Genomic DNA, 25,051 nt, shown 5'->3' with positions numbered 1-25,051 from the left:
TTTGGGGGCCGATGTCCAGGATCATGTCGTCGTCGGCCACATCCTTCACATCCTTGACGGTGGCCGCGGCGGTCGCGCTGAATTCCTTGGCGCAGACCACGTCGACGGGAATGGGCACCGAGGCGCCGCGCCTGGCCATGATATCGATGATGGCCCTGGCATCGCCGACCAGGTCGGCTTCGGCCAGCGACTTGCCGATCTTCAGGCCGGCGGCCAGCATGAAGGTGTTGGCGATGCCGCCGCCGACGACCAGGTTGTCGACCTTGTCGGCCAGCGACTTCAGGATGGTCAGCTTGGTCGAAACCTTGGAGCCGGCCACGATCGCCACCAGCGGACGCGCCGGCTGGCCCAGCGCCTTGCCCAGCGCGTCGATCTCGGCGGCCAGCAGCGGGCCGGCACAGGCGATCGGGGCATACCTGGCGATGCCATGGGTGGTGGCCTCGGCGCGGTGCGCGGTGCCGAAGGCGTCGTTTACATATACGTCACAGAGCTTGGCCATCTTCTGGGCCAGCTCGTCGCTGTTCTTCTTCTCGCCCTTGTTCACGCGGCAGTTTTCCAGCAGCACCACCTGGCCGGGCGCGACCTCGACGCCGTCGACCCAGTTCTGCACCAGCTTGACCGGCTTGCCCAGCAGCTCGGACAGGCGCGTGGCGATCGGCGCCAGCGAGTCTTCCGGCTTGAACTCGCCTTCGGTCGGGCGGCCCAGGTGGGAGGTGACCATCACCGCTGCGCCGGCGGCCAGGCAGGCCTCGATCGCGGGCACCGAGGCGCGGATGCGGGTGTCCTCGGTGATATTGCCGGCGTCGTCCTGCGGCACGTTCAGGTCGGCGCGGATAAACACCCGCTTGCCGGAGATTTTGCCTTGGGAAATCAGATCGGAAAGACGCAGGACAGTGGTCATGACGGTGAAAGGCGCGAGATTTCGCTGAAAAATCGGGAAAACGGGATTTTACCTGATCGCGGTCGACGCTTTGGCGATTCCGGGTCGCAATGGTTTTGCAATGTGCGCCAGCACGCACAATACGGTTCCTTGCCGGGCTGACCGATTCCCTGCCTCCCCACGAAAGAAGGGGCCGGGGAATGTCCCCCTGATCCCCCGAGTGCGGTAATGTATGCAACGTCTGCTTAAACAGACACGCACTGACACCAGAGCCGGTCCAGCAAAACGGCCAGGACAACACCAGGCGGATAACAAAAAGGCAGGCCGGCGTGCGCGTGGGCGCACAGCCGGCGCCGCGCATTGTCTTGTCGCGAATGCAGGGGGTAATCAGATGAAAGAAGCCGACATGCACGGAGCGATCCGTGGCTTGTACGAGGGCATTCTCGATCCCGGTGCGTGGCAGCAGAGCCTGCGCACCCTGACCGATATGGCCGGATCGGCGCACGCCTCGATGATGGTCTGGGACACGGTACGCGACCAGGTCACCGTCAATGAAATTGTCAATCCGGTGGTGGAGTTGTTCACCGAGTACGAATCGGATTTCCAGACCATCGACCCGGCCAAGCAGTTCGCACCGCGGCTGCAGCCCGGCGCGTGGTACGTCGACGCGCGCGAGCTGGGCGAAGGCGCCATGGCGCGCCACCCGTTCTACCGCGATTTCTTTCACCGCTATGACCTGCGCTCGTACGTGGCATGCCTGGTCGCGCGCCAGCCGCACTACGAAGTCTATTTCTCGATGCAGCGCGGACGCACGCAGCCGCTGTTCTCGACCGACGACACCCGCGGCATGGACTGGATCATCCCGCATATGCGCAGCGCCATGGCCATGCGCGACCGCACGCTGGGCCTGACGGTGCTGGCGCGGCTGTCGTCGCAGCTGGTGGAGCGGCTCAACTTCGCGCTGCTGGTGTTTTCGCCGCAGCGCCAGGTGCTGCTGGGCAACCGCGCCGGCGAACGCTGGGTGCGGCGCCTGGACCCGGCGGGCAAGGTCTCTGACTGGACCCTGTCACGCCCGTTCGGCGAAATGCTGGCCGCGGCTTGCGATCCGCAGCGCGCGGTGGCCGCCCAGGCCGCGCGCGCCACCGACGGCAACGGCGCCAGCGCGCAGGTGATCGTGCTGCCGCTGCCGCCCTCGCACGCCTTTGCCGCGCAGTGGCAGGAGCCCGCGGCGCTGGTGGTGGTGCACGAGCATGACAACGCGCCGCTGTTGCTGGCTCCGGTGCTGCGCGACCTGTACGGCCTGACGCCGGCGGAAACGCGGCTGGCGACCCGGCTCGCCGGCGGCCAGGGCCTGCCCGAAGCCAGCCAGCAGCTGAACATCCGCCATGAAACGGCGCGCACGCAGCTCAAGGCCGTCTTCAACAAGACCGGCACCAACAGCCAGGCCCAGCTCACCCACCTGCTTTCGCGGCTGGGCGCGGCACTGGAAGGGGCCTGAATTCCACCCTCGCGCGGTACGCCGGCCGGCAACACACCGGCAGCCCTGGCACAGCCGCGCGAAGGAAGTACCAAAAGTACGAAAAAGAAGAAAGAAGAAAAACCATGAGCGACACGCCGATGCATGAAACCATCCGCGCGCTGTACGAGGGGATCTTCGACGCCGATGCCTGGCGCCGCAGCCTGGGTGCGCTTTGCCAGGCCAGCGACAGCTCGCATGCGCTGCTGCTGGTGCGCGATACCGTCCACGAACGCGTGCTGGTGAACCAGGTGGTCAATCCCGTGCCCGAAGCGGTGGCCGCCTACAGCGAATACTACGAAACCATCGATCCGGCCCTGCCCTTCGCCCAGCGCATGTCGGTGGGCAGCTGGTATATCGATTCGCGCGAACTGGGTGCGCAGGCGATGCGACACTCGCCTTTCTATGGCGACTTCCTGCACCAGTTCGAGCAATCGTCGGTGATGGCCTGCCTGATCGAGCGCAAGCCGCACTATGAAGTGTTCCTGTCGCTGCAGCGGCCGCTGGGCGGCAACCAGTATTCGCCCGAGGACGCGCGCGCGCTCGACTGGGCGATTCCGCATGTGCGCCACGCCATGGCGCTGCGCGACCGCACGCACCAGGTGTCGGCGCTGGCGCATGCGTCGAGCCAGTTGCTGGAACGGCTGCCGTTTGGGGTGATCGTGTTGCGGGACGATGGCAAGACGCTGCTTGCCAACAGTACGGGAGAGGCGTGGGTGCGGCGGCTGCTGCCGGCGGTGTCGGCGGCGGTGTCGGCGGCGATTTCGGCGGCAAGCGGCCGGGCCGAAGAATGGCGGCTGTCGCGGCCGTTTGCCGAAGCATTGAAGGCCGCGTGCGATCCGGGCAATCCGCAGCCGGCGCAGGCGCTGCGGGCGGTGGACAACGGCGGGCGGCAGGCGCAGATTATCTTGTTGCCCTTGCCGCCGGCGCATCAGCTGTCGATGGACTGGCAGCGGCCCAGCGTGCTGGTGGCGATCCATGAACCGGGAGTCGCGCCGATGACATTGCCGGCCGTGCTGCGGGACTTGTACGGGCTGACGCCGGCGGAAACGCGCTTGGCGCTGCAGCTGTCGACCGGGATGGGGCTGCCCGAGGCTTGCGAGCAGATCGGGATCCGGCGGGAGACCGGCAGGACGCAGTTGAAGGCGATTTTCAACAAGACTGCCACTGGGACGCAGGCCCAGTTGGCGCATTTGCTGACGAGGTTGGGCGTCAGGGCTTAGGGGTTAGGCCGCAAACCTGTCACCGGCCGCCTGTTTGCTCCCCTCTCCCGCCTGCGGGAGAGGGGCGGGGGTGGGGGCCGGAGCCTCAACGAAGTGAAGCCCCTTATGCAACCTCAGTCGCAACCTCAGTCGCAACCTCAGTCGATCGAAGCCCCCACCGTCTTCACCACCCCCGCCCACTTCTGCCGGTCGGCCTTGACGGTCGCCTTGAACTGCTCCACCGACTCGATCCGCGGCGTATTGCCGGCATCGACCAGCTTCTGCCGGATCGATGGGGTTTCCAGCGCAACCTTGACCGCGTCGTTGAGCTTGCGTGCGATCTTCGGATCCAGCCCCTTGGGACCGAAGAAGCCGAACCAGATGGTGCTGTTGTAGCCAGCGACGCCGCTCTCGGCAATGGTCGGCACGTCCGGAATCACCGGCACGCGCTTGCTGGTGGTCACGCCCAGCAGCCGCACCTTGCCGGCGCGGTATTGCGGCAGCACGCTCTGCACCTGGTTGAAGATGCAGCAGACCTCGCCCTTGAGCACGGCCTGCAGCGCATCGGGGCCGCCCTTGTACGGTACGTGGGTCATGTCCAGGCCCGCGCGGGCATTGAATTCGGCGAAAGCCAGGTGCGTGCCGGTGCCGTTGCCGGTCGAGGCATAGTTGTACTTGCCTGGATTGGCCTTCACCTTCTCGATGAATTCCTTCACCGTCTTCACGTCGATCACGGCCGGGTTGACGGTCAGCACGTTGGACACTTCGACCAGCGGCGCCACCGGCGTGAAATCGGCTTCGGCGTCGAATGGCAGGTTCTTGTACAGCGCCGGGTTGATGCCGTGCGTCGCCGCGGTGCCAAGCAGCAGCGTATAGCCGTCCGGCTTGGCGTGCGCCACCACCTCGGAGGCAACGTTGCCGCCGGCGCCCGGCCGGTAGTCATAGATGATCGTGGTCTTGAGCGACTTCTGCAGCGATTCCTGCAGCGCGCGGCCCACCATGTCGACGCCGGAGCCGGCGGTGAAACCCATCAGGATGGTCACCGGCTGCGTCGGCCACTCGCCCTGGGCCTGGGCGGGCGCGCTCACGGCAGCGGCGGCGCACAGGGCGGCCATGCCTGCGGCCAGGCGGAAAGCGGAACGGAAGGACAAGCGCGGCAGGCGGAACGAGATGGGCATGGGGGTGGGCATGGGGGCACCGTCAGTAAAGTCAGCACAAGAGGGCTGCCGGGGTCTGGGCCCCGGGCAGCGCCACAAGATAGCAAGGATCCTGCCAAAACCAAACGAACCAGTTCGCTTGAAGGTATGCCCTGGAAGTATATGGTGGGCGCGGCGTGACGCTCAGCGGCGCAGCAGGCCCACCAGGTCGTCGATATCCGGCAATGGCGCACCGGTTCCCGCAGTGCTTTCGTCATCCGCCTCCAGCAAGCCGTCGGCCAGCGCGCGCTTGTCGCGGTGCAGGTCGACGATGCGCTCCTCGATGGTGCCGGCGTTGATCAGCCGGTACACCGTCACGGGGCGCTGCTGGCCGATGCGGTGCGCGCGGCCCATGGCCTGGTCCTCGGCGGCGGGGTTCCACCATGGGTCGGCGATGATCACGTAGTCGGCCGCGGTCAGGTTCAGGCCGAAGCCGCCTGCCTTCAGGCTGATCAGGAAGACATCGCCCTCGCCCGCCTGGAAGGCGGCCACGCGGCGCGTGCGCTCGGCCGCCGGCGTGGCGCCGTCCAGGTACTGCAGCGCGAGCCCGGCGCGCTCCAGGCCCTGGCGCAGCAGCTGCAGGAAATCGACGAACTGGCTGAACACCAGCGTCTTGTGGCCGCTGGCGGCCAGTTCGCTCGCCAGAGCGACGAAGGCGCGCAGCTTGGCGCCCTCTTCCCCCTCCCGCAGCTGGCTGCCGATTTCCGGCGTGGCCAGGCGCGGGTCGCACGCGGCGCGGCGCAGGCGCATGATCTGCGCCAGCACATGGATGCGCGCTTGCGATTGCTGCTGCGCCTGCGCGAGGGCGCGCGCCTTTGCCCCTGCAGGCGCGCCTTGCGTGGCCTTGCGCACCGCCTCCACGCGCGCCAGCGCGGCTTCGGCCTGGGTCTGCGCTTGCCGGCGCAGCGCTTCGTAGTGCGCGGCTTCGACCGCGTCGGGCTCGACGCGGATCACCAGCTCCGTGCGCGGCGGCAGTTCGTCGAGCACCTGGGCCTTGGTCCGGCGCAGCACGAAGGGCGCGATCATGCGGCGCAGGCGCTGGCGGGCCTCGCGCACGCCGCCGCGCTCGATCGGATTGGCAAAATGTTCGTTGAAACGGGCCAGCGAGCCCAGCAAACCCGGGTTGCAGAAGCGCATCACCGACCACAGCTCGGCCAACCGGTTTTCCACCGGCGTGCCGGTCAATGCCATACGGAAATCCGCCTGCAGCTCGAACATCGACTGCGCGCGCCGCGTGACGGCGTTCTTGAATGCCTGCGCTTCGTCAGCGACCACGGTATGCCAGTCGCGCGCGCAGAAATCCTGGCGCGCCTGCTGCAGCAGCGTGTACGAGACGATCACCAGGTCATGTGGGCCTGCCTGAGCCAGCAGCGTATCGCGCGCATTCTCTGCACCCTCTCCATAGACCTGGACATTCAGGGTCGGCGCGAAGCGTCGCGCTTCGGCGGCCCAGTTGCCGCACACCGAGGTGGGCACGATCACCAGCGCGGCGCCGCCGGCCGCGCGCGCCACCAGCACCGCCAGCGCCTGCACGGTCTTGCCCAGGCCCATGTCGTCGGCCAGGCAGGCGCCCAGCCCCGAGGCGGCCAGCGTCATGGCCCAGCGGTAGCCGGCTTCCTGGTAGGGGCGCAGCTCCGCCGCCAGCGTGGCGGGCACGGTGGTTGGCGTGTCGCGCGCCGCGCGCAGGCGGGCGATGCGCTGGCGGAAGTGGGCGTCGGGATCGATGCCCGCGCCGGCCAGCACGTCGTCCAGCCACGGCGTGGCCATCTGCGGCACGCGGATGCCGTCGGCAATGCGTTCGGCCACCGACGCCAGGTCGCGCAACTGGCCGCGCAGCGCGCGGGTCAGCGCCACGAAGACACCCTGCCCCATCGGCACGAAGCGGCCGGCGTGGCTGCCGGTCCAGTCGATCAGCTTGCCCAGCTCCAGCACCAGCCCCTCGGCCACGCGCAGCTCGCCGGCCAGCCGGTACCAGGCGCCACGGCTTTCGATGTGGACGCCGAGCTGCGGCAGGTCGGCGGGCACGATGCGGATTTCCTTGCCGCGCGGCCATTCCACAGCCTGCACCGCGGGCAGGCCGGGCAGCGCCTCCAGCACGGTCAGCGCGTCTTCGGGATCGTCCAGCGTCCAGGTATATTCACCGCCCGGCGGCGACTGCGTGACCAGCACCGGCAGCGCGGCGAAGACCTCGGCCACGCTGGCCAGTTCGGCATCGAGATCGCGCTGCGTGACCAGCGTCTCGCCGCGCACCGCGGCCATCAGGCGTTCCCTGCCCGCGCCCGGCGCGAGCCGGGGCCCGAGCTGGCCCAGCGGCGTGACCACCAGCCGCATCGTGATACCGCGCCCGGCCACGCCGCCGATCGGCGCAACCTCCGCGCGCAGCCGCGCTTCGGCCTCGACCGTGCGCGAGCCGGCAGCCTGGTCGGCGTGGACCTGGAAATGGCCGGCCAGCGCGCGCAGCGTGCGATCGAGCTGGGCCTGGCCATCCTCCGGGATCGCCAGCCCGTCGCCGATCAGCCGCGCGGCGTCGAACTGCGCCGGGGTGAAGCGCAGCACCTTGAGCCGGTGCGGCCCGTCGCGCAGCACCGTGACCTGGCGCAGCGCCTCGGCCTCCTGGCGCGCCGCGGCGGGCAGCAGGGCCTCCATCGCCGGCGCCTCGCGCAGCGGCGGATAGAGGCGCAGCACGAAGCGACCAGCGCTGTGCACGGCCTCCAGCGCGGGCGCGTCCTCGACCACCTCCAGTGTCTGCGCCGGCGCGTGGGCGAGCACCACGGCCGGGTGGCCGACCAGCGCCATGGCGGCGGCGGCGCGGTCCAGCACATAGCGCCGGTTGTGCGAGGCATCGCGCCGGATCGCGCACGCGACGCGCGCGTCCCACGGCTCGAGCCGGTCGTCCTCGGCCACGCGCGCCAGCGGCACCGGCCTGGGCTTGCCCCAGCCACGCGCGCCGCGCACTTGCTCCAACGGCTCGATGGTGGCCACCGCGCCGTCCGGCTCCAGCGTCAGCGCCCACAGCAGGCGGCGGCCGCTCTCGCCGGCGGCGACGGGTTCGGCGCTGGCGAGGGCGCGCAGCGCTTCCAGCGCCTGCTCCCAGCCAGGCTGGCCGGGTTCGGCATGCGGGTCGGAATGTGTGGTCAAAGGCACGACGAAATGGACTGGCGTCGGAAGCAGGCCCTGACGATGCAACCGTCGAGCCGGCAAACGCACGGAAATGAGGATTCTAGTCCGCCGCGGCGCTGGTTTCGTACGCTCTCCCCCCGCCACTCGCGTTGGCACCCATGCCCCCCGGGCTTACAATGTCGTTTTTGCTACTTTCACGGCGCTGGGAGAACAGACATGTCGATGGCGGATCGCGACGGCAAGATTTGGATGGACGGCAAGCTGATCGAATGGCGCGACGCCAAGATCCACGTGCTGACGCATACGCTGCACTACGGCATGGGCGTGTTCGAGGGCGTGCGTGCCTACAAGACGCCCGAAGGCACCGCCATCTTCCGCCTGAAAGAGCACACCCGCCGCCTGTTCAATTCCGCCAAGATCTTCCAGATGGCCATGCCGTTCGACGAGGCCACCCTGGAAGCCGCCACGCGCGAAGTGGTGCGCGCCAACAACCTGGAATCCTGCTACATCCGCCCGATCGTGTGGATCGGCTCGGAAAAGCTGGGCGTGTCGGCCAAGGGCAACACCATCCACGTGGCGATCGCGGCGTGGCCGTGGGGTGCCTACCTGGGCGAGGAAGGCATGGAGCGCGGCATCCGCGTGAAGACTTCGTCGTTCACCCGCCACCACGTCAACGTGTCGCTGGTGCGCGCCAAGGCCAGCGGCTACTACATCAACTCGATCCTCGCCAACCAGGAAGCGACCGGCCTGGGCTATGACGAAGCGCTGCTGCTCGACACCGAGGGCTACGTCAGCGAAGGCTCGGGCGAGAACGTCTTTATCGTGCGCAACGGCGTGATCTACACCCCGGACCTGGCCTCGTGCCTGGACGGCATCACGCGCGACGCCACGCTCACCATCGCGCGCGACCTGGGCATCGAGGTGCGCGAGAAGCGCATCACCCGCGACGAGATGTACTGCGCCGACGAAGCCTTCTTCACCGGCACCGCCGCCGAAGTCACGCCGATCCGCGAGCTGGACGACCGCATCATCGGCGAAGGCCGCCGCGGCCCGGTCACCAAGCAGATCCAGGACGCGTTCTTTGCCGCCGTGGGCGGCACCAACGAAAAGTACAGGAAGTGGCTGACGCTGGTCTGAGCACCGGCCGCCAGCCCTCGTGCCCCGCACCCGCCGCCGTGCGCGCGGGGCACGCCTTGTTTTGACGAACAACAAGCCTCAATCCCCGCAACACCATGACGCAAACCGCCACCATCATCGAAATCGGCGCCGAAGACATTCCGCTGCACTGCCCCACCGCCAACACCCCGGCCTGGAACTACCACCCGCGCGTGTTCCTGGACGTGGCCGACACCGGCGAAGCCAAGTGCCCGTACTGCGGTACCGTCTACAAGCTCAAGCCGGGCACCGTGCTGAAGGGCCACCACTGATCCGAGCCGCCGGTTTTCGCACGACCCTGACGCTCCGGGCCGCCAGTTGGTGCTCCGGGGCGTTGCTGTTCCCGGCGATTGCGCCGGCGAACCGGCCCTCCGCGCCCCGCCCATGAAGAAAGCCCTCGTCATCGCCCCCAACTGGATCGGCGACGCCCTGATGGCGCAGCCGCTGTTCGCGCTGCTCAAGGCGCGCCATCCGCGCCTGGTCATCGACGCCCTCGCGCCCAAGTGGGTAGCGCCCGTGCTCGCGCGCATGCCCGAGATCGGCCGCGTGTTCCCGTCCGACCTGGCGCACGGCAAGCTGCAGCTGTCGGCGCGGCTGATGTTCGCGCAGCAGCTCAAGAACGAAGGCTACGACCTCGCCTACGTGCTGCCGAATTCGCTCAAGTCGGCGCTGATCCCGTGGCTGGCCGGCATTCCGCTGCGCATCGGCTACCGTGGCGAAGCGCGCTTCGGCATGCTCAACGTGCGCCATGCCAACCCGCCGCGCGACCACCGTCCGCCGATGGTCGAGCACTATGCCCGGCTCGCGCTCAAGCCCGGCGCGCGCTTGCCCGAGAACCTCTCCGAGCCGCGCCTGCGCGTCGATCCGGCGCGCGTGGCGGCCACCGCCGAGCGCTTCGGCATCGCCCCGCACACGCGCGTGATCGCGTTCTGCCCGGGCGCCGAGTACGGCCCCGCCAAGCGCTGGCCGGCCGGCCACTTCGCCAAACTGGCGCAGATGCTGCGGCGCTCCTACCCGTACGCGCAGATGATCACGCTGGGCTCGGCCAAGGACGCCGAGATCGCCGCCGAGATCGTCAAGGACGCACCGTTCGTGCGCAACCTGTGCGGCCAGACCTCGCTGGATGATGCCGTCGACCTGCTGGCGCTGTCCGAGGCCGCGGTCTGCAACGATTCCGGCCTGATGCACGTGACCGCGGCGCTGAACCGGCCGCAGGTGGCGGTCTATGGCTCGAGCGATCCGCGCCACACGCCGCCGCTGTCACAGGCTGCGAGTATCATGTGGCTGCAGCTCGAGTGCAGCCCGTGCTTCAAGCGCGAGTGCCCGCTGGGCCACCTGCGTTGCCTGAAAGAGATCGAACCCGAAATGGTCTTTGTTGAGCTGCGCAAGCTGCTGCACCGGCCCTGATACCCTGACACTGCCACCATGCCTCGTTTTGCCCGCCTGTTCGATTCTGCCGAAGACATCGTCGAAGCTTTCCGCGAGGCGCTCAAGCTGCGCGACGCCGAGGGCGCGCTGCGCCTGTGGCTGGATGAGGATTCGATCACCTGCGTGCTGCCCGACGGCCAGCGCATGATTGGCCACGAGCAGCTGCGCCAGGCGTTCTCGCAGCTGCTGGAAGAACAGCCGGTGCTGGTCGACGCGATCGAAACCAGCAGCCACGCATCGATGGCCGTGTCGATCTTCGACGTGACCGAGGCGCTGCGCTTTGGCAGCGACCGGGTCGAGGCCGACCTGTACGTGCACACCACCTATGTGCTGATGCAGAACCACGAAGGCTGGCGCCTGGCGCATGTCCACTGCAGCCCGGCCAACGCCGTGCAGGTGGCCGCGGTGGCTGCGGCACCCGGCCAGGCGCTGCACTGAGCCTTTGCCTGCCAGGCCGCGCGGCCCGGCTGCAACCGAGCAGGACTGCGAGACGGCAACACCGCAAGACTGTATTACCGAGCTGGCATGACGCAGCGCCCCGATCTCCTGACGCACCATTTGCCTGTCGCCGCCGCGCCGCACGAGCATGGTCACGGCTACGGCGACGGCATCGCCATGCCCTGGTGGCTGCGCGGCGGCCATGCCCAGACCATCATCCCCGCCCGCTTCACGCGCCGCCCGCCGCGCGTGGCGTTCCGGCGCGAGCGCTGGGACACGCCTGACGGCGACTTCATCGACCTGGACTGGACCACCCACGCGGTGCAGCCGGACACGCCGCTGGTGGTGATGTTCCACGGGCTGGAGGGGGATTCCGGCAGCCACTACGCGCAGGCACTGATGCACGCACTGGGCACGCGCGGCTGGCAGGGCGTGGTCCCGCATTTCCGCGGCTGCTCGGGCGAGCTCAACCTGGCGCCCCGTTTCTACCACTCCGGCGACTCGGCCGAGCTGCGCTGGGTGCTCGAACGCGTGCACCGCCAGCACTGCGCCCAGGGCCGCAAGCTGCTGGTAGTCGGCATCTCGCTGGGCGGCAACGCGCTGCTGCGCCTGCTGGGCGAGGACGGCAGCGGTGCCGGGCATGTGCACGCCGCGGCCGCGATCTCGGCGCCGCTGGACCTGGCCGCGGGCGGCGCGGCGCTGTCGGCCGGCTTCAACATGCTCTATACGCGCATGTTCCTGCAGACGCTCAAGCGCAAGTCGCTGGCCAAGCTGCAGCAGTTCCCCGGGCTGTTCGACCGCGAGGCGATGCTGGCCAGCCGCGACCTGTACGCCTTCGACAACGTGGTTACGGCGCCGCTGCACGGCTATGCCGATACCGACGACTACTGGCGCCGCGCCGCCAGCAAGCCGGTGCTCGGCGCGATCACCGTGCCCACGCTGGTGCTCAATGCGCGCAACGATCCGTTCCTGCCCGGCCGGCACCTGCCCGGCCCCGCCGACGTCAGCCCGCAGGTCTGGCTGGAACAGCCGGAGCACGGCGGCCATGTCGGCTTCATGACCCCGCATGAAGGCTGGCGGCGCCATCTGTGGCTGCCCGACAGCCAGTCGGGGGTAGCGTTCGGCGGCCATATCGAATGGCTGCCGGCGCGGATCCTGCGCTTTTTCGACAGCATGATGTAAAGCCGGCGGCGGCGTGCGTGGCGCCTTGCCGGCAGAGGAGACGGAGATGGACGACATCGTCAGGCAAGCCATGGCGCGCTGGCCCAACGTGCCCAACGCCTATGGCTGGCTCGCGCTGGACCGGCGCGGGCAGTGGCGCCTGCGCAATGAATACGCCCAGCAGCACGGCCTGTCCGGCGAGCCGGTGCGCAACGAAGCGCTGGTCGCCTTCATCGAGCGCAACTACCTGTGCGACGAGCGCGGCGCGTGGTATTTCCAGAACGGGCCGCAGAAGGTGTTCGTGGCGCTGGCGTACGCGCCGTGGATCGTGCGGCTGCACCAGGGCGCGCTTTGCACAACCTCGCACCAGCCCTTTGCGCTGCAATCCTGCTACGCGGACGAGCATGGCAACGTGGTGCTGTCGGGGACGGTCGACGGCGTGGACGGCACGCAGGTGGCGCTGCTGCACGACCATGACCTGGAAACCTTCAGCGGCAGCAGCACCTGGCACGGCGAGGCCTGCGGCACCGAACTCGGCCTGTTCCACCACGACGGCCACGACCTGCCGATCGAGCCGATCGCGGAGAGCGAAGTGCCGAAGCGCTTCGGCTTCGTGCGCCAGCCGGCGGCCTGACACCGCCCGGCCCTGGCCGGGCCTGCCTCAGTTCGGTATGCCCTTGCTGTCCTGCTTGTCCTCGCGATACTGGCGTTCCAGCTGGTGCAGGCGGGCGTCGACCTCGGACAGCGTATAGAAGTCGCCGTCGCCGGCCTTGCGCGCGATCTGCAGCTGTTCGATCGCAGCCTGGTAGGCACCATCCATCGCATATTTTTCGGCCAGCGCCTGGTGCTGCTGCACCCGCTTGCCCTGGCCGGCGTATGCGCGCGCCAGCATCTCCCACCAATCGCTGCGGCTGGTTTCCTGGCGCGTGCGTTCGCGCAGGAAGCGCACCGCCTCCTCATAGCGGCCCGAGCCGAGCAGGGTCTCGGCATAGGCGACCGATACCGCATGAGAGAGCGGGAAGGCTTTCATCGAGGCCGTGGCCTGTGCCAGCGCCTCGGGCACGCGGCCCTGCGTGCGCGCCAGCTGGATCGCCATCACGTCCAGCATGGGGCTGCCCGAGCTTGCGCCCGGGATGGTGCCGTACAGCCGCCGCGCCTCGGCCAATTCCTGCTCGGCGGCGGCGGCACGGCCGAGCCGCTGCTCGGTGAAGGCAAGGCCGTAGTGCAGCGCCGGCGCCCGCAGCGTCGAGGCACCCGGCAGCTGCGCGCGCAGTGCATTGCGCAAGGCCTGCAGATCGCTCGGCGACGATTCCTGGATCACGCGCGCGCGCATCCGGGCGAACTCGTACTCGGGCGTATTGGGCACCTTGCGCGCGTTGGCGTGGCTCACGCGGTCCTGCATGTCGGCGAGACGCTCCGAAGTCAGCGGGTGGGTGCGCACATAGGACGGCACCGAGCTTTCCGAGATGCCGGACACGCGCTGCAGCCGCGCGAAGAAATCGGGCATGCCCTGCGGGTCGAAGCCCGCCGCGGTCATGATCTGGAAGCCGACACGGTCGGCCTCGCGCTCCGCGCCGCGCGAGAAGGACAGCTGGTTGGCAACGGCGGCGCCCTGCCCGCCCATCGCCAGCGCCGCCGCGGCATCGGGGCTGCGCGTGGCGGCGAGGCCGGCCAGCACCATCGACGCCAGCGCAATCCACATCGACTGGTCTTGCGACGTGATGCCGCGCGCGATATGGCGCTGCATCACGTGGCCGATTTCATGGCCCAGCACCGAGGCCAGTTCCGACTCGGTATCGGACTGCACCAGCAGCCCGGTATGCACGCCGATATAGCCGCCCGGCAGCGCGAAGGCGTTGATGCTGCGGTCGCGCACCGCGAACAGGTCAAAGCCGGTGGCAAAGGTACCGGCGCCGGTCGAGCCCGAGATATTCTGCCGCCGCGCCGCCTGCACCAGCCGGTAGCCGAGCGCGTTCAGGTAGTCCGACAGCAGCGGATCCGGCACGTACAGCGGATCGCGGCGGATATCGCGCATGATGCGGTCGCCCAGGCGCTTTTCCATGTCGGGCGACAGCGATGCCGTGGACGGGTCGCCCAGGTCAGGCAGCTGCACCCCGCCACTCTCGACCACCGGATTGTTGGTGCGCAGGCCGAACTCGGACTTCTGGCCCGCCTTGATGCTGCGGTTCAGGTTGTCGTAGACCTGGTCGCTCGCCTCGCCGGACAATGATGGCACCGGCTCCGGCGCCCGCATGGACGCGACCGGCCTGGCCGGCGCGGCCGCGGCAGAGGCCGGGGCAGCGGCCGGTGTTCGCGTCGTCGCCTGCGGCCACGCCGGCGACGCCATGCTCAGCGCCAGCAGCGCAGCCAGCGACCGCCGCCATGGCGACCCGGGGCGACCATGATGTGACGCCGAACCGGCAGGCGCGGCATCCGCAGCGGCACAATGGCCGGGCGCGGCAGACCTGCGAAGCGATGGTTGTTTTGGCATGTTGCTATGATAGCGGCCTCCGGTGGCCGTTCCCATCAGACGGTTCTCCTCCCCGCCAAAGGCCTCCTGCACCAAGCCCTGCCATGACCCAGCTCACCCATTTCGATACCGCCGGCCAGGCCCACATGGTCGACGTCGGCGACAAGGCCAGCACGCACCGCGTAGCCGTGGCCACCGGCACCATCACCATGCTGCCCGACACCTTCGCGCTGGTGCGCGACGGCAGTGCCAAGAAGGGCGACGTGCTCGGCATCGCGCGCGTGGCCGCGATCATGGCCACCAAGCGCACCGCCGACCTGATCCCGCTATGCCATCCGATCGGGCTGACCAAGGTCGCGGTCGACTTTGCGCTCGACGAGGCCAGCGCCACCGTCGCCTGCACCGTCCGCACCGAGACCCGCGGCCAGACCGGCGTCGAGATGGAAGCGCTGACCGGAGTGCAGGTGGCGCTGCTGACGATCTACGACATGTGCAAGGCGGTGGACCGGGGGATGGTGATCGGCAACGTGAAGCTGCTGGAAAAGCATGGCGGGAAGTCGGGCGACTGGGTGGCGGCCGCCGGCCAGTGAGCGGCCTGGCTGCAGCGCCCGTGGATCGGCACGCGCCAAACGGCAATCGCGGCACCTAGACTAGACATTGCTCAGGGCAGCCGGGAAACGCGCTTCGCGCCCGCATGGACCCAGCGTCCCCGGCTGGCTCCCATCACCTTGCCAAAGGAGAGACGCAATGCTGACGCAGAAGACAAAGGACATTGTGAAAGCCACCGCGCCGGTATTGGCGGAACACGGCTACGACATTATCAAGTGCTTCTATAAGCGCATGTTCGAAGCGCACCCCGAACTTAAGAATGTGTTCAACATGGCGCATCAGGAACGGGGCGAGCAGCAGCAGGCATTGGCGCGGGCGGTCTACGCGTATGCGGAGAATATCGAAGACCCGAGCAGCCTGATGGCCGTGCTGAACAACATTGCCAACAAGCACGCGAGCCTGGGCGTCAAGCCGGAGCAGTACCCGATCGTCGGCGAGCATCTGCTGGCGGCCATCAAGGAAGTCCTGGGCAGCGCAGCGACCGAGGAAATCATCTCAGCGTGGGCACAAGCCTATGGCAACCTCGCCGACGTCCTGATGGGCATGGAAAGCGCGCTGTATGAAGGTTCGGCCGAACAAACCGGCGGCTGGACCGGGTGGCGGTCCTTTGTGGTCCGCGAGAAGCGCCCCGAGAGCGGCGTGATTACGTCCTTCATTCTCGAACCGGTCGACGGCAAGCCGGTAGCAAACTTCAAACCCGGTCAATACACCAGCATTGCCGTCGACGTGCCCGCGCTAGGCCTGCAGCAAATCCGCCAGTACAGCTTGTCCGATATGCCGAACGGGCGCAGCTATCGGATCTCGGTCAAACGGGAAGGCGGCGGCACCCAGCCTCCTGGCTATGTTTCAAACCTGCTGCACGATCACGTCAATGTCGGCGACGAGGTAAAGCTGGCTACGCCATATGGGAGTTTCCATATCGACGTCAACGCCAAGACGCCCATTGTGCTGATCAGCGGCGGCGTGGGGCTGACACCGATGATCAGCATGCTCAAGACCGCGCTGCAGGCGCCGCCGCGGAAAGTCGTTTTCACCCATGGCGCGCGCAATAGTGCAGTGCATGCCATGCGAGACAAGCTGCGCGAGGCGGCGAAGACCTATGAGAACTTCGAACTGATCGTTTTCTATGACCAGCCCCTGCCTGAGGACGTGCAAGGGCGCGACTACGATTATGCGGGGCTGGTCGACGTCAAGCTGATCGAAAAGTCGATCCTGCTGCCCGACGCCGACTACTACATCTGCGGCCCGATTCCCTTCATGCGCATGCAGCATGATGCACTGAAGAATCTTGGCGTCCATGAAGCGCGCATTCATTACGAGGTGTTTGGTCCGGACCTGTTTGCCGAATAGGCCGGCACGCATGGGCGCATCCGGGAACGACGGACTTGTCATGCCGCGCCGGTTCACGGCGTCCGGCCAGTCTGTCGTTCCTCGGTAATAAAGGTAACGCCACATTTCCACATGCGCCGCCGCAGCGCCTGCGCACGACAATTTGGTATTCAATACGATTGCGGGCCGGCGCATGTCGCGGCCGGCTGCCACTGCCCGCGGCGAGCCTTTCGGCCACGCGGGGGAAAGGTGAATACCATGAACGGGCGCAAGCTCTGCCAGCTGGTACTGGCACTGGCGGCCACGGCCGCAAGCGGCGCCGCCCTTGCCGGGCGAGCCGATTTCCACAATGCCGGCTGGCATGACGCGGACACACGCGGCGGCATGATCAAGACGCGTGTCGGCGTGGGCTTCTATTTCGGCCCCAGCGTCGTGTTCGGCGGCTACCCGTATTACTACCCTGCCTACCCTGCGCCCTATTACTACCCGGCTCCGGCCGTCGCCGTGCCGGCCGAGCCACCTCAATACGTCGAGCAGGGCCCCAACGGGCCGGTGCCAGCCCCGGGGCCCGAGCGGTCTGTACCGCAGGACCAGGGCTGGTGGTATCACTGCAACGAGCCGGAAGGCTACTACCCCTACGTGCAATCGTGCCCGGGCGGCTGGCAGCGAGTGCCGGCCCAGCCGCCGGCCAATTACTGACAGCGTGGAGCACAGCATGCGAGTCCTGACCCGCGCCACGCTTGCCGTGGCGACCCTGACACTCGGCGCCTGCGTCGTGATGCCTTCCGGCCCCAGCGTGATGGCGTTGCCGGGCACCGGCAAGAGCTTCGACCAGTTCCGCGCCGACGACTACAACTGCCGCCAGTTCGCCTTTGGGCAGGTCGGCGGCGTGACTTCCTCGCAGGCGGCCAACAACGCGGCAGTCGGCAGTGCGGTAGTGGGCACCGCGCTGGGCGCTGCGGCTGGTGCAGCCTTTGACGGCGGATCGGGCGCGGCGGTCGGCGCGGGCCTGGGCCTGCTGACAGGCGCCGCGGTAGGCGCGGGCAACGCGCAGTACGCGGGTTACGGCACGCAGCGGCAATACGACGCCGCCTACGTGCAGTGCATGTACGCGAGCGGCAACCGCGTGCCGGTACCGGGGCGGGTGGCCGCTGCGCCGGCTCCTGCGCCGCGGTACTACTATGCGCCGCCCCCGCCGGCCTACTACGTGCCCTACTACTAGGTCAGTTGCGTCCCCACGCGGAGAACCGGCGCGAGCGATCGGTGACCCAGGCGCAGAACGCCTGCGGGCGCTCGCCCTCGGACAACTCGCGGCATGCCTTGGCGATCTCGGCGTATTGCGTCGCTTCATCGCCCAGGTAGTACCAGCGCAACCGCTCCATCCACAGCCGGCCTTGCGCGGCATCGCCGGTCAGCGCGAGCAGCCACGCCGTGCGCGCGATCATCGTGGGAGTCGGCAGCAAGTGCACCGCGGCGATATGCGCGGGCAGCAGTTGCGCTGCGTTCTGCGGCGTGATGACGGCCAGGCCCGCGGCATCGGCCTGCGCATGCTGGCGGAACCAGAAGCGCGGCATCGGCAAGGTGTTGCGGGTTTCGCTGGCCGCGTATTCGCGTGCTTCGGCGCGGCGGTAGTCATGCCACATGGTTGCCAGGATGGCAGCGGCAATCGCAATGCAGGCCACGCTGAGACCCTTCGCCACACTGACCGGGACGCGCCATGGTCCGGCGGCGGCAGGCTCGAGCCAGCCCAGCAGGAAACAGAACGGCAGGAAGAAGTACAGGTAGTGCAGCGGGTATTCGAGCATCGAATGCGCGCAGAGCATCGCCAGCCACGTCAGCATCAGCACCGCTTCACGGCGCTCGCCGTTTTCTGCCTGCCAGAGCCGCGCCCGCACCACGCGCCATAGCCACGCTGCGAGAATCAGCGCGACGCCGAGCGTGCCCGCGACGCCGGTCTTGGCCAGCAGGTCTAGCACAGCGTTATGCGCATGCAGGGACATCTCCACCTTCACGCCGACCTGCGGCAACTGGGTGAATTGCGCCCAGCCGAATTCGCCCCAGCCGACACCGAGCCATGGATGCGCGCGGAACATCGCCAATGCATGCGACCATAGCGCGCCACGTGCGGACATCTGGTCTTCGGCTTCCAGTTGCGCGATGGTGTCGAACAAGCGCCAGTCGAGCAGCTGGCCGGCGGCGCGGATCGCTGGCTGCAGCACCAGCAGCATCACGATCATGGCGGCCGCGGCCACCAGCAGTCCGGTCGTACGCCGCATCGGATCCGTCTCGCGCAGCGTGCCGCGTGCCAGCCAGGCAGCAACCAGCGCGTAGAGCGCGGCAAGACCAACATGCAGCACGCCGGTGCGCGATCCCGATAGCACGATGCCGCTCTCCAGCAGTGCTACCGCTACCAGCCACATCGGGAAACGCAGCCTGCCGCGCGATGCCAGCCAGACTGACGCAACCAGTGCGAGGCCGTGCACGGTGGCCTGGTGGTTGGGCTGGTTCAGGTTGCCCCACAGGCGGCGGTTGTCATCGTAGAAGTAGGTGGAAACGAGGCCGAAGGCACTGCGCTCAAGATGGAAGAGCTGGACCCACTGTGTGACGGTGCCGAGCAGGCCGGTGATCAGGAAGGCGATGGCCAGGGTGTCGCCGGCGTTGAGCGTCTCGGATGCTTGACTGCGGCGGTATGACCATGCGGCGCATGTCACGGCTGCGCCGAGGAACAGTGACAGGACAGTGAGGGTCGCGCTGCCGGTGATATCGGCGTGACCGAGGGCGGTGCGCATCAGACCGACGGCGGCGAGCCAGAAGAACAGCAAGGCTACCCACGGCAGCGAGATCGTCGCGCATGCCGCTGGTGTGGCGGGCTTGCGAAGCGCCAGGAACGCGACCAGGGCCAGCGCGCAGCACGCGGAGGTCCATTCGCCGTAGAACGTCGCGAGTGGGAGCGTATGCCGGGAGACTAACAGCGGGAAGACGATTGCTGCGATGAGAGCAGCCGCGGGGAGATTTGTCCGGGACGGCGGCATTGAGGCGCCTGGTTTGGGGAAAGGCGCATGATAGCTTGGGCGCTGGGCAAAAAAAAAGCGCCCGAAGGCGCTTCCCCCTCCAGTAAATCAACGCTGAGTGGCAGGGTAGAACTTTGCCGGAATAGTGTCACCCGCCACGGAAGCGAACGTAAGCTTGGTGCCCGAACCGTCCTGCGCCCAATCCGCAGTGTAAACATAACTGCCAACTTCCGCCGTGCCGGTGTAGCTAACTGTAACTTTACCCGCAGCCCCGACAACACCAATAGCCGCAGTCGCATACTTCGGCTGCGGCAGTGCGGTGATATTTAGTTCACCAGCAGTGTCGCACAGAGTGCCATCGCCAGCATTATTTTGCATACAGAGCGCCACGGCTGTTTTCACGGCAGCCAGGTCCGAAATGTTGGTACCCCATTTGGACTTCGTCACGTAATCCTGATACTGCGGAATTGCGATCGCCGCCAAGATACCGATGATCGCCACCACGATCATCAGTTCGATCAGCGTAAAACCCTTCTGGACACGACGGCCCAGTTTCTTCAGTTGTTGTACCCGTTGCATGATTTGACCCCTCGAAGAGATTTTGGTTAAGCGTTGCACGTCTTCGGTTTCGTGACGCGGGGCCTATTCAGCAGTAAGCGTGCCAGCCATATCCCCCGTCCGCAGGGGGCAAAAAGCGACAAATTCCGTCACCCGGCAGCGGAAAGGCCCTACGCATGCGCCAAATTTTGTCACCTGGCGGCGCTACCACCTGCCGGAGCGACAAAATGTGCGATCACTCACATGAGTTAGTTGGATATCGCACCGACAGGGACATCTGCCAGGAGAGCAACAAAAAAGGGCGGCCACCCGGCCGCCCTTCCCTGCGATGCAGTACCCCGTCAGGCCGTCTGCGCGGCCCGGCGGCTCAGCAGCTTGCCGATGATCACCACCAGGATCGCACCAGCCGCACCAAACACCAGGTGGGCATGCGGCACATGCACTTCAAACCAGGCCGCATCGACCGGATCGCTGACCAGCATCTCGCCAGCCAGGTAGCCCAGCAGCGCCGCACCCAGCACGATGATGACCGGGAAGCGCTCCATCACCTTGAGCAGCAGCGTGCTGCCGAACACGATCAGCGGGATCGACAGGCCCAGGCCGATGATCAGCAGCATCAGCTGGCTGCCTTCGGGGCCCTTCTGCGCGGCGGCGGCCACGGCGACCACGTTGTCGAGCGACATCACCAGGTCGGCGATCAGGATGGTGCGGATAGCGGCCCAGATATTGTCCTTGCCGTCGTGGCCTTCCTCGTCGTCATCGCCGGTCAGCAGCTGCACGCCGATATAGACCAGCAGCACGGCGCCGACGATCTTCAGGTACGGCAGGCTCAGCAGCTTGACCGCGGCCACGGTCAGCACCACGCGCATGATGATGGCGGCGGCGCTGCCCCAGAAGATGGCCTTCTTCTGCTGGGCGGGCGGCAGGTTGCGCGAGGCGAGCGCGATCACCACCGCGTTGTCGCCGGACAGGACGATGTTGGTCAGGATGATCGATCCCAACGCAATCCAGAAAGTGGTGGAAGACAGCAGTTCCACTGGGAGGCTCCTCGAGTTCTATGTGGTGGCGGTTTTATGTACTGGCGCGCCCCGTCATCCGACGGGTGTTCGGATGTCTGAAAGCGCAGACATGACTGTTTAACCCACGAACCTTTCGATTACATTTCAATCCTGTAATCTTTCGGGGCTTTCACGGCGCCGGGATCACCCGCCGCAAAAACAATGCCCCCGCCGATGGCGGGGGCATCACTAGTCTGTCATTCCCCGCCACAGCGGGAACGGCAAGCAGACCTTACAGCATCGCCTTCAGCAGGCGGCCCATCTCCGACGGGTTCTTGGTCACCTTGATACCGCAGGCTTCCATGATTTCCAGCTTGGCCTGGGCGGTGTCGGCACCGCCCGAGATCAGCGCGCCGGCGTGGCCCATGCGCTTGCCCGGAGGCGCGGTCACGCCAGCGATGAAGCCAACCACCGGCTTCTTCATGTTGTCCTTGATCCAGTTGGCCGCGTTGGCTTCGTCCGGACCACCGATCTCACCGATCATGACCACGGCGTCCGTTTCCGGATCGTCGTTGAACATCTTCATCACGTCGATGTGCTTCAGGCCGTTGATGGGGTCGCCACCGATGCCGACAGCCGACGACTGGCCCAGGCCCAGCGCGGTCAGCTGGCCCACGGCTTCGTACGTCAGGGTGCCCGAGCGCGACACCACGCCGATGCGGCCCTTCTTGTGGATGTGGCCCGGCATGATGCCGATCTTGATTTCGTCCGGCGTGATCAGGCCCGGGCAGTTCGGCCCCAGCAGCAGGGTCTTCTTGTTCTCGCGGCGCATGCGGTCCTTGACTTCCATCATGTCGCGCACGGGGATGCCTTCGGTAATGCAGACCACCAGGTCCAGGTCGGCGTCAACGGCTTCCCAGATCGCGGCAGCGGCGCCTGCGGGCGGCACGTAGATGACCGACACGGTTGCGCCGGTCTGGGCCTTGGCGTCCTTGACGCTGGCGTAGATGGGAATGCCTTCGAAGTCTTCGCCGGCCTTCTTGGGGTTCACGCCTGCGACGAAGGCGTTCTTGCCGTTGGCGTAGTCGCGGCAGCCACGGGTGTGGAACTGGCCGGTCTTGCCGGTGATGCCCTGGGTGATGACCTTGGTGTCTTTGTTGATCAGAATCGACATGCTGTAATCCTTTGCTTGGCTACGAGCGGCGCGCGCGGGAGCTCAATAAAGCGCCAGCGCACCGCTCGCGTTCGCGTATGGTTGCGTTCGTGCGACGGCTTACTTGCCAGCGGCAGCGGCCACCACCTTCTGGGCGGCTTCTTCCATCGTGTCGGCCGAGATGATGGGCAGGCCCGACTCGGCCAGCATCTTCTTGCCGAGGTCTTCGTTGGTGCCCTTCATGCGCACGACCAGCGGCACCGTCAGGTGCACGGCCTTGGAAGCGGAGATCACGCCTTCGGCGATTACGTCGCAACGCATGATGCCGCCGAAGATGTTGACCAGGATGGCCTGCACGTTCTTGTTGCTCAGCATCAGCTTGAAGGCTTCGGTCACCTTCTCGGTGGTGGCACCGCCGCCCACGTCGAGGAAGTTGGCCGGCTCGCCGCCGAACAGCTTGATGGTGTCCATGGTGGCCATGGCCAGGCCGGCGCCGTTCACCAGGCAGCCGATGTTGCCGTCCAGCGAGATGTAGGCCAGGTCGAACTTCGAGGCTTCGATTTCGTTGGCGTCTTCTTCATCCAGGTCGCGGTAGGCGACGATTTCCGGGTGACGGAACAGCGCGTTCGAGTCGAAGTTGAACTTGGCGTCCAGCGCGATGACCTTGCCGTCGCCGGTCAGGATCAGCGGGTTGATTTCGGCCAGCGAGGCGTCGGTGTCGTAGAACGCCTTGTACAGGCCTTGCAGGGCCTGGCGGGCTTGCGCCACGCTCGCGTCGGGCACGCCGATCTTGCGGGCGATGTCGTCGGCGTCAGCGTCGGTCAGGCCGGTCGACGGCTCGATGATCAGGGTGTGGATCTTTTCCGGGGTGTGGGCAGCGACTTCTTCGATGTCCATGCCGCCTTCGCTCGACGCCATCAGCGCGATCTTCTGCGAAACGCGGTCCACCACCAGCGAAACGTACAGTTCCTTCTTGATGTCGGCGCCTTCTTCGATCAGCAGGCGGTTGACCTTCTTGCCTTCCGGGCCAGTCTGGTGCGTGACCAGCTGCATGCCCAGGATGTTCGACGCATAGGTCTTGACGTCTTCGATGCTCTTGGCAACCTTGACGCCGCCGCCCTTGCCGCGGCCACCCGCATGAATCTGCGCCTTGACAACCCACACCGGGCCGCCGAGCTGTTCTGCGGCCTTCAGGGCCTCGTCAACCGAGAACGCGGGGATGCCGCGCGGAACCGGCACATTGTATTTGCGCAGGATTTCCTTGCCTTGATACTCATGGATATTCATGCGTGTTTCCTTTCGGGTAGGCGTAAAAGGTAGAAGGGAGAAATCTGAAAAAGGAGACGAACTCTCTCGTCTGGTTGGCTGATCCTGAGAATCAGCCGGAAGTGCCGGTTGGCCTGTCGGCCGGGACAGCGTCGTTGCCGTCGTCGTTGGCTTGACCACCGCGGTCGCCATTGGCCACGGCGGGCGCCCGAGGCGCGGTTGCGACGGCAGGTGCGGCCTCGGCCCTTGCCTTGGGCGTCGGCTGGTGACCATACCAGCGCGGGTAAAACTCACGAACCACCTCGCCGTCGAAACGCAGCGCGTGGCAGCCGTGCAACTGATAGGGCGGCTCCGGATTCGGATCGTCCTCGCCGTTGTCGCGGATACTGATGACTTCGCCGGCAAACGCCTGGATCGCGGTGCTGGGCAGCACGCCGGCGGCTTCGGTCAGGTGGGAACAGCCGTTGATGCCGGCCAGGCGCTCGCGCACGGCCTTGCGGAAGCCCTTGCGCAGGTTCAGCCCGATCAGCTTGCGGTAGGCCGGGCCGATGGTGTCGCACTGCGACGGGTACGGCACCCAGTCGGAGCACGCCTCGGCATCCAGCACCGTCATGTCCTCGTTGATCGTGACGCGCAGCCACAGGTCGTGCAGGGGCTGGCCTACCGGGCGGATACGGTCGCCGGCAAGTGCGATGTCGCGGGGCTTGGTGTCGGTCAGGCGCACCTCGACATCCCACAGGCCGTCCTCTCTCTGGTACGCCTCGGCCGTAATGGCACGGCGATGGCGCAAGGAGCGGTTGACGGGCTGGGACAGAGGCATGGCCAGGCTGGAATACTGGGGGCTTGGGAACGGCGGCGCCGGAGCACCGAATAACCCGGGGAGTTTAACATGCCGCGCTGGTTTGCCCGGGAACATCCTTGTGCGGCGACTGTCGCGCCGCATTGTCGGGCAACGGCGCGCCAATGACACCCTGACTGCAGTGCAGGTAATGAACCGACGAATGCGGATACTACCGCACACAGACGCTCAGTCGTCGTCGCCGTACGCTTCGTCAGCGCCCTGGATGATCTTGCTGACCACCGCCCGGGAGAATCCCCGCGCCACCATGAATCGGATCTGCCTGGCACGTGCCTCCGGCGTATCCGGCGGCACGCCGAAACGCTTGCGCCAGACCTCGCGGGCGCGCTCGGTCTCGGTGGCGCGCAGCCTTTCCTGCAGTTCGCCCAGCTGTTCGCTGTCCAGCTTGTGGGTCTTGGCTTCCTGCATCACCCTGGCCGCGCCATAGCGGGCGCCGCGGCGATGGACCAGGCTGTCGGCAAAGCGCTGGTTGGACAGCCAGTTCTCGCGCTCGAGCGCATCGAGCAACTGCTCGAGCTGTTCCGGCGATTCGGCATGGGGCGCCAGCTTGCGCGCCAGCTCGGCGCGGCTGTGCTCGCGGCGCGACAGGTAGCCGACGGCGCGGGCCTTCAGGGACAGGGGGGGACGCGTGGCCATTGAGGTCGTGAAGTTTCCACCGTGGGCCTAAACAAAAAGGCCGGCGCATCGGCGATGCCCCGGCCC

Annotated in this window: 23 protein-coding genes; 12 read left to right on the top strand and 11 right to left on the bottom strand. The window is 67.0% G+C overall.

All coding sequences use genetic code 11. The annotated features are described in order from the left end of the window. Positions 1 to 901: phosphoglycerate kinase (locus tag IPF36_RS24045; protein WP_195430681.1), on the bottom strand; the 901-nt coding region annotated here is incomplete at its 3' end. 370 nt (positions 902 to 1,271) lie between these two features. On the opposite strand from IPF36_RS24045, the gene IPF36_RS24040 reads away from it, so the two are divergent. Then, the gene (locus tag IPF36_RS24040; protein ID WP_133093814.1) at positions 1,272 to 2,378 is read left to right on the top strand and encodes a helix-turn-helix transcriptional regulator; all 1,107 of its coding nucleotides are present in this window, start codon (positions 1,272 to 1,274) and stop codon (positions 2,376 to 2,378) included. A 104-nt stretch (positions 2,379 to 2,482) separates the two neighbouring features. Continuing rightward, a complete protein-coding gene (locus tag IPF36_RS24035) occupies positions 2,483 to 3,619 on the top strand; it encodes a helix-turn-helix transcriptional regulator (RefSeq protein ID WP_133093813.1) in 1,137 nt (378 codons plus the stop codon). A 137-nt stretch (positions 3,620 to 3,756) separates the two neighbouring features. On the opposite strand, the gene IPF36_RS24030 is transcribed toward IPF36_RS24035, so the two are convergent. Both IPF36_RS24030 and IPF36_RS24025 read right to left on the bottom strand, forming a co-directional pair. Next, complete coding sequence (locus tag IPF36_RS24030; RefSeq protein ID WP_133094212.1) at positions 3,757 to 4,776, bottom strand: tripartite tricarboxylate transporter substrate binding protein; 1,020 nt, start codon at positions 4,774 to 4,776, stop codon at positions 3,757 to 3,759. 162 nt (positions 4,777 to 4,938) lie between these two features. Continuing rightward, positions 4,939 to 7,938, bottom strand: a complete 3,000-nt coding sequence (locus tag IPF36_RS24025; RefSeq protein WP_368671187.1) for a DEAD/DEAH box helicase — start codon at positions 7,936 to 7,938, stop codon at positions 4,939 to 4,941. Positions 7,939 to 8,130: 192 nt separating this feature from the next. On the opposite strand from IPF36_RS24025, the gene IPF36_RS24020 reads away from it, so the two are divergent. The 6 genes from IPF36_RS24020 (at position 8,131) to IPF36_RS23995 (ending at position 12,730) form a co-directional block, all read left to right on the top strand. Then, positions 8,131 to 9,051 (top strand): branched-chain amino acid transaminase, encoded by a 921-nt coding sequence (locus IPF36_RS24020; RefSeq protein ID WP_135704539.1) that lies wholly within the window; start codon positions 8,131 to 8,133, stop codon positions 9,049 to 9,051. A 95-nt stretch (positions 9,052 to 9,146) separates the two neighbouring features. Further along, complete coding sequence (locus tag IPF36_RS24015; RefSeq protein ID WP_010812205.1) at positions 9,147 to 9,341, top strand: zinc-finger domain-containing protein; 195 nt, start codon at positions 9,147 to 9,149, stop codon at positions 9,339 to 9,341. Positions 9,342 to 9,453: 112 nt separating this feature from the next. Next, the gene (gene waaF, locus IPF36_RS24010; RefSeq protein ID WP_133093809.1) at positions 9,454 to 10,476 is read left to right on the top strand and encodes a lipopolysaccharide heptosyltransferase II; all 1,023 of its coding nucleotides are present in this window, start codon (positions 9,454 to 9,456) and stop codon (positions 10,474 to 10,476) included. Between the two features lie 18 nt (positions 10,477 to 10,494). Continuing rightward, positions 10,495 to 10,935, top strand: a complete 441-nt coding sequence (locus IPF36_RS24005) for a nuclear transport factor 2 family protein (RefSeq protein ID WP_133093808.1) — start codon at positions 10,495 to 10,497, stop codon at positions 10,933 to 10,935. A gap of 177 nt (positions 10,936 to 11,112) precedes the next feature. Then, a complete protein-coding gene (locus tag IPF36_RS24000) occupies positions 11,113 to 12,117 on the top strand; it encodes a YheT family hydrolase (protein WP_255519885.1) in 1,005 nt (334 codons plus the stop codon). Positions 12,118 to 12,163: 46 nt separating this feature from the next. Continuing rightward, complete coding sequence (locus tag IPF36_RS23995) at positions 12,164 to 12,730, top strand: DUF2946 family protein (RefSeq protein WP_195430656.1); 567 nt, start codon at positions 12,164 to 12,166, stop codon at positions 12,728 to 12,730. 27 nt (positions 12,731 to 12,757) lie between these two features. Here IPF36_RS23995 and IPF36_RS23990 read toward each other — a convergent pair whose 3' ends face one another. Beyond that, a complete protein-coding gene (locus tag IPF36_RS23990; protein WP_195430653.1) occupies positions 12,758 to 14,587 on the bottom strand; it encodes a M48 family metalloprotease in 1,830 nt (609 codons plus the stop codon). A gap of 83 nt (positions 14,588 to 14,670) precedes the next feature. Here IPF36_RS23990 and moaC point away from each other — a divergent pair, with 83 nt between their 5' ends. The 4 genes from moaC (at position 14,671) to IPF36_RS23970 (ending at position 17,726) form a co-directional block, all read left to right on the top strand. Then, positions 14,671 to 15,156: a cyclic pyranopterin monophosphate synthase MoaC gene (gene moaC / locus IPF36_RS23985; RefSeq protein ID WP_135704531.1), complete on the top strand. Its 486-nt coding sequence runs from the start codon at positions 14,671 to 14,673 to the stop codon at positions 15,154 to 15,156. A gap of 157 nt (positions 15,157 to 15,313) precedes the next feature. Beyond that, positions 15,314 to 16,525, top strand: coding sequence for an NO-inducible flavohemoprotein (hmpA, locus tag IPF36_RS23980; RefSeq protein ID WP_135706211.1), 1,212 nt, complete (start codon positions 15,314 to 15,316; stop codon positions 16,523 to 16,525). 237 nt (positions 16,526 to 16,762) lie between these two features. Further along, a complete protein-coding gene (locus IPF36_RS23975) occupies positions 16,763 to 17,203 on the top strand; it encodes a hypothetical protein (protein WP_133093789.1) in 441 nt (146 codons plus the stop codon). A gap of 16 nt (positions 17,204 to 17,219) precedes the next feature. Continuing rightward, positions 17,220 to 17,726, top strand: coding sequence for a hypothetical protein (locus tag IPF36_RS23970; RefSeq protein ID WP_135704529.1), 507 nt, complete (start codon positions 17,220 to 17,222; stop codon positions 17,724 to 17,726). A gap of 1 nt (position 17,727) precedes the next feature. On the opposite strand, the gene IPF36_RS23965 is transcribed toward IPF36_RS23970, so the two are convergent. The 7 genes from IPF36_RS23965 to recX all read right to left on the bottom strand — a co-directional run bounded on the left by IPF36_RS23965 (position 17,728) and on the right by recX (position 24,985). Then, positions 17,728 to 19,536: a Wzy polymerase domain-containing protein gene (locus IPF36_RS23965; protein ID WP_195430650.1), complete on the bottom strand. Its 1,809-nt coding sequence runs from the start codon at positions 19,534 to 19,536 to the stop codon at positions 17,728 to 17,730. Positions 19,537 to 19,623: 87 nt separating this feature from the next. Then, positions 19,624 to 20,094, bottom strand: a complete 471-nt coding sequence (locus IPF36_RS35020) for a prepilin-type N-terminal cleavage/methylation domain-containing protein (protein WP_195430647.1) — start codon at positions 20,092 to 20,094, stop codon at positions 19,624 to 19,626. 320 nt (positions 20,095 to 20,414) lie between these two features. Beyond that, positions 20,415 to 21,110, bottom strand: coding sequence for a TerC family protein (locus IPF36_RS23955; protein WP_135704523.1), 696 nt, complete (start codon positions 21,108 to 21,110; stop codon positions 20,415 to 20,417). Positions 21,111 to 21,363: 253 nt separating this feature from the next. Continuing rightward, positions 21,364 to 22,245 (bottom strand): succinate--CoA ligase subunit alpha, encoded by an 882-nt coding sequence (sucD, locus tag IPF36_RS23950; protein WP_062796940.1) that lies wholly within the window; start codon positions 22,243 to 22,245, stop codon positions 21,364 to 21,366. 99 nt (positions 22,246 to 22,344) lie between these two features. Then, positions 22,345 to 23,511 (bottom strand): ADP-forming succinate--CoA ligase subunit beta, encoded by a 1,167-nt coding sequence (gene sucC, locus IPF36_RS23945; RefSeq protein ID WP_135704521.1) that lies wholly within the window; start codon positions 23,509 to 23,511, stop codon positions 22,345 to 22,347. A gap of 91 nt (positions 23,512 to 23,602) precedes the next feature. After that, positions 23,603 to 24,310, bottom strand: a complete 708-nt coding sequence (locus IPF36_RS23940) for a DUF2889 domain-containing protein (RefSeq protein ID WP_135704519.1) — start codon at positions 24,308 to 24,310, stop codon at positions 23,603 to 23,605. A 207-nt stretch (positions 24,311 to 24,517) separates the two neighbouring features. Beyond that, positions 24,518 to 24,985 (bottom strand): recombination regulator RecX, encoded by a 468-nt coding sequence (gene recX, locus IPF36_RS23935; protein WP_133093782.1) that lies wholly within the window; start codon positions 24,983 to 24,985, stop codon positions 24,518 to 24,520. Positions 24,986 to 25,051: the final 66 nt, after the last annotated feature.

Source organism: Cupriavidus sp. IK-TO18 (genome assembly GCF_015549295.1).
GTDB lineage: Bacteria > Pseudomonadota > Gammaproteobacteria > Burkholderiales > Burkholderiaceae > Cupriavidus > Cupriavidus oxalaticus_A.
This window is presented reverse-complemented; position numbering and strand designations above follow the sequence as displayed.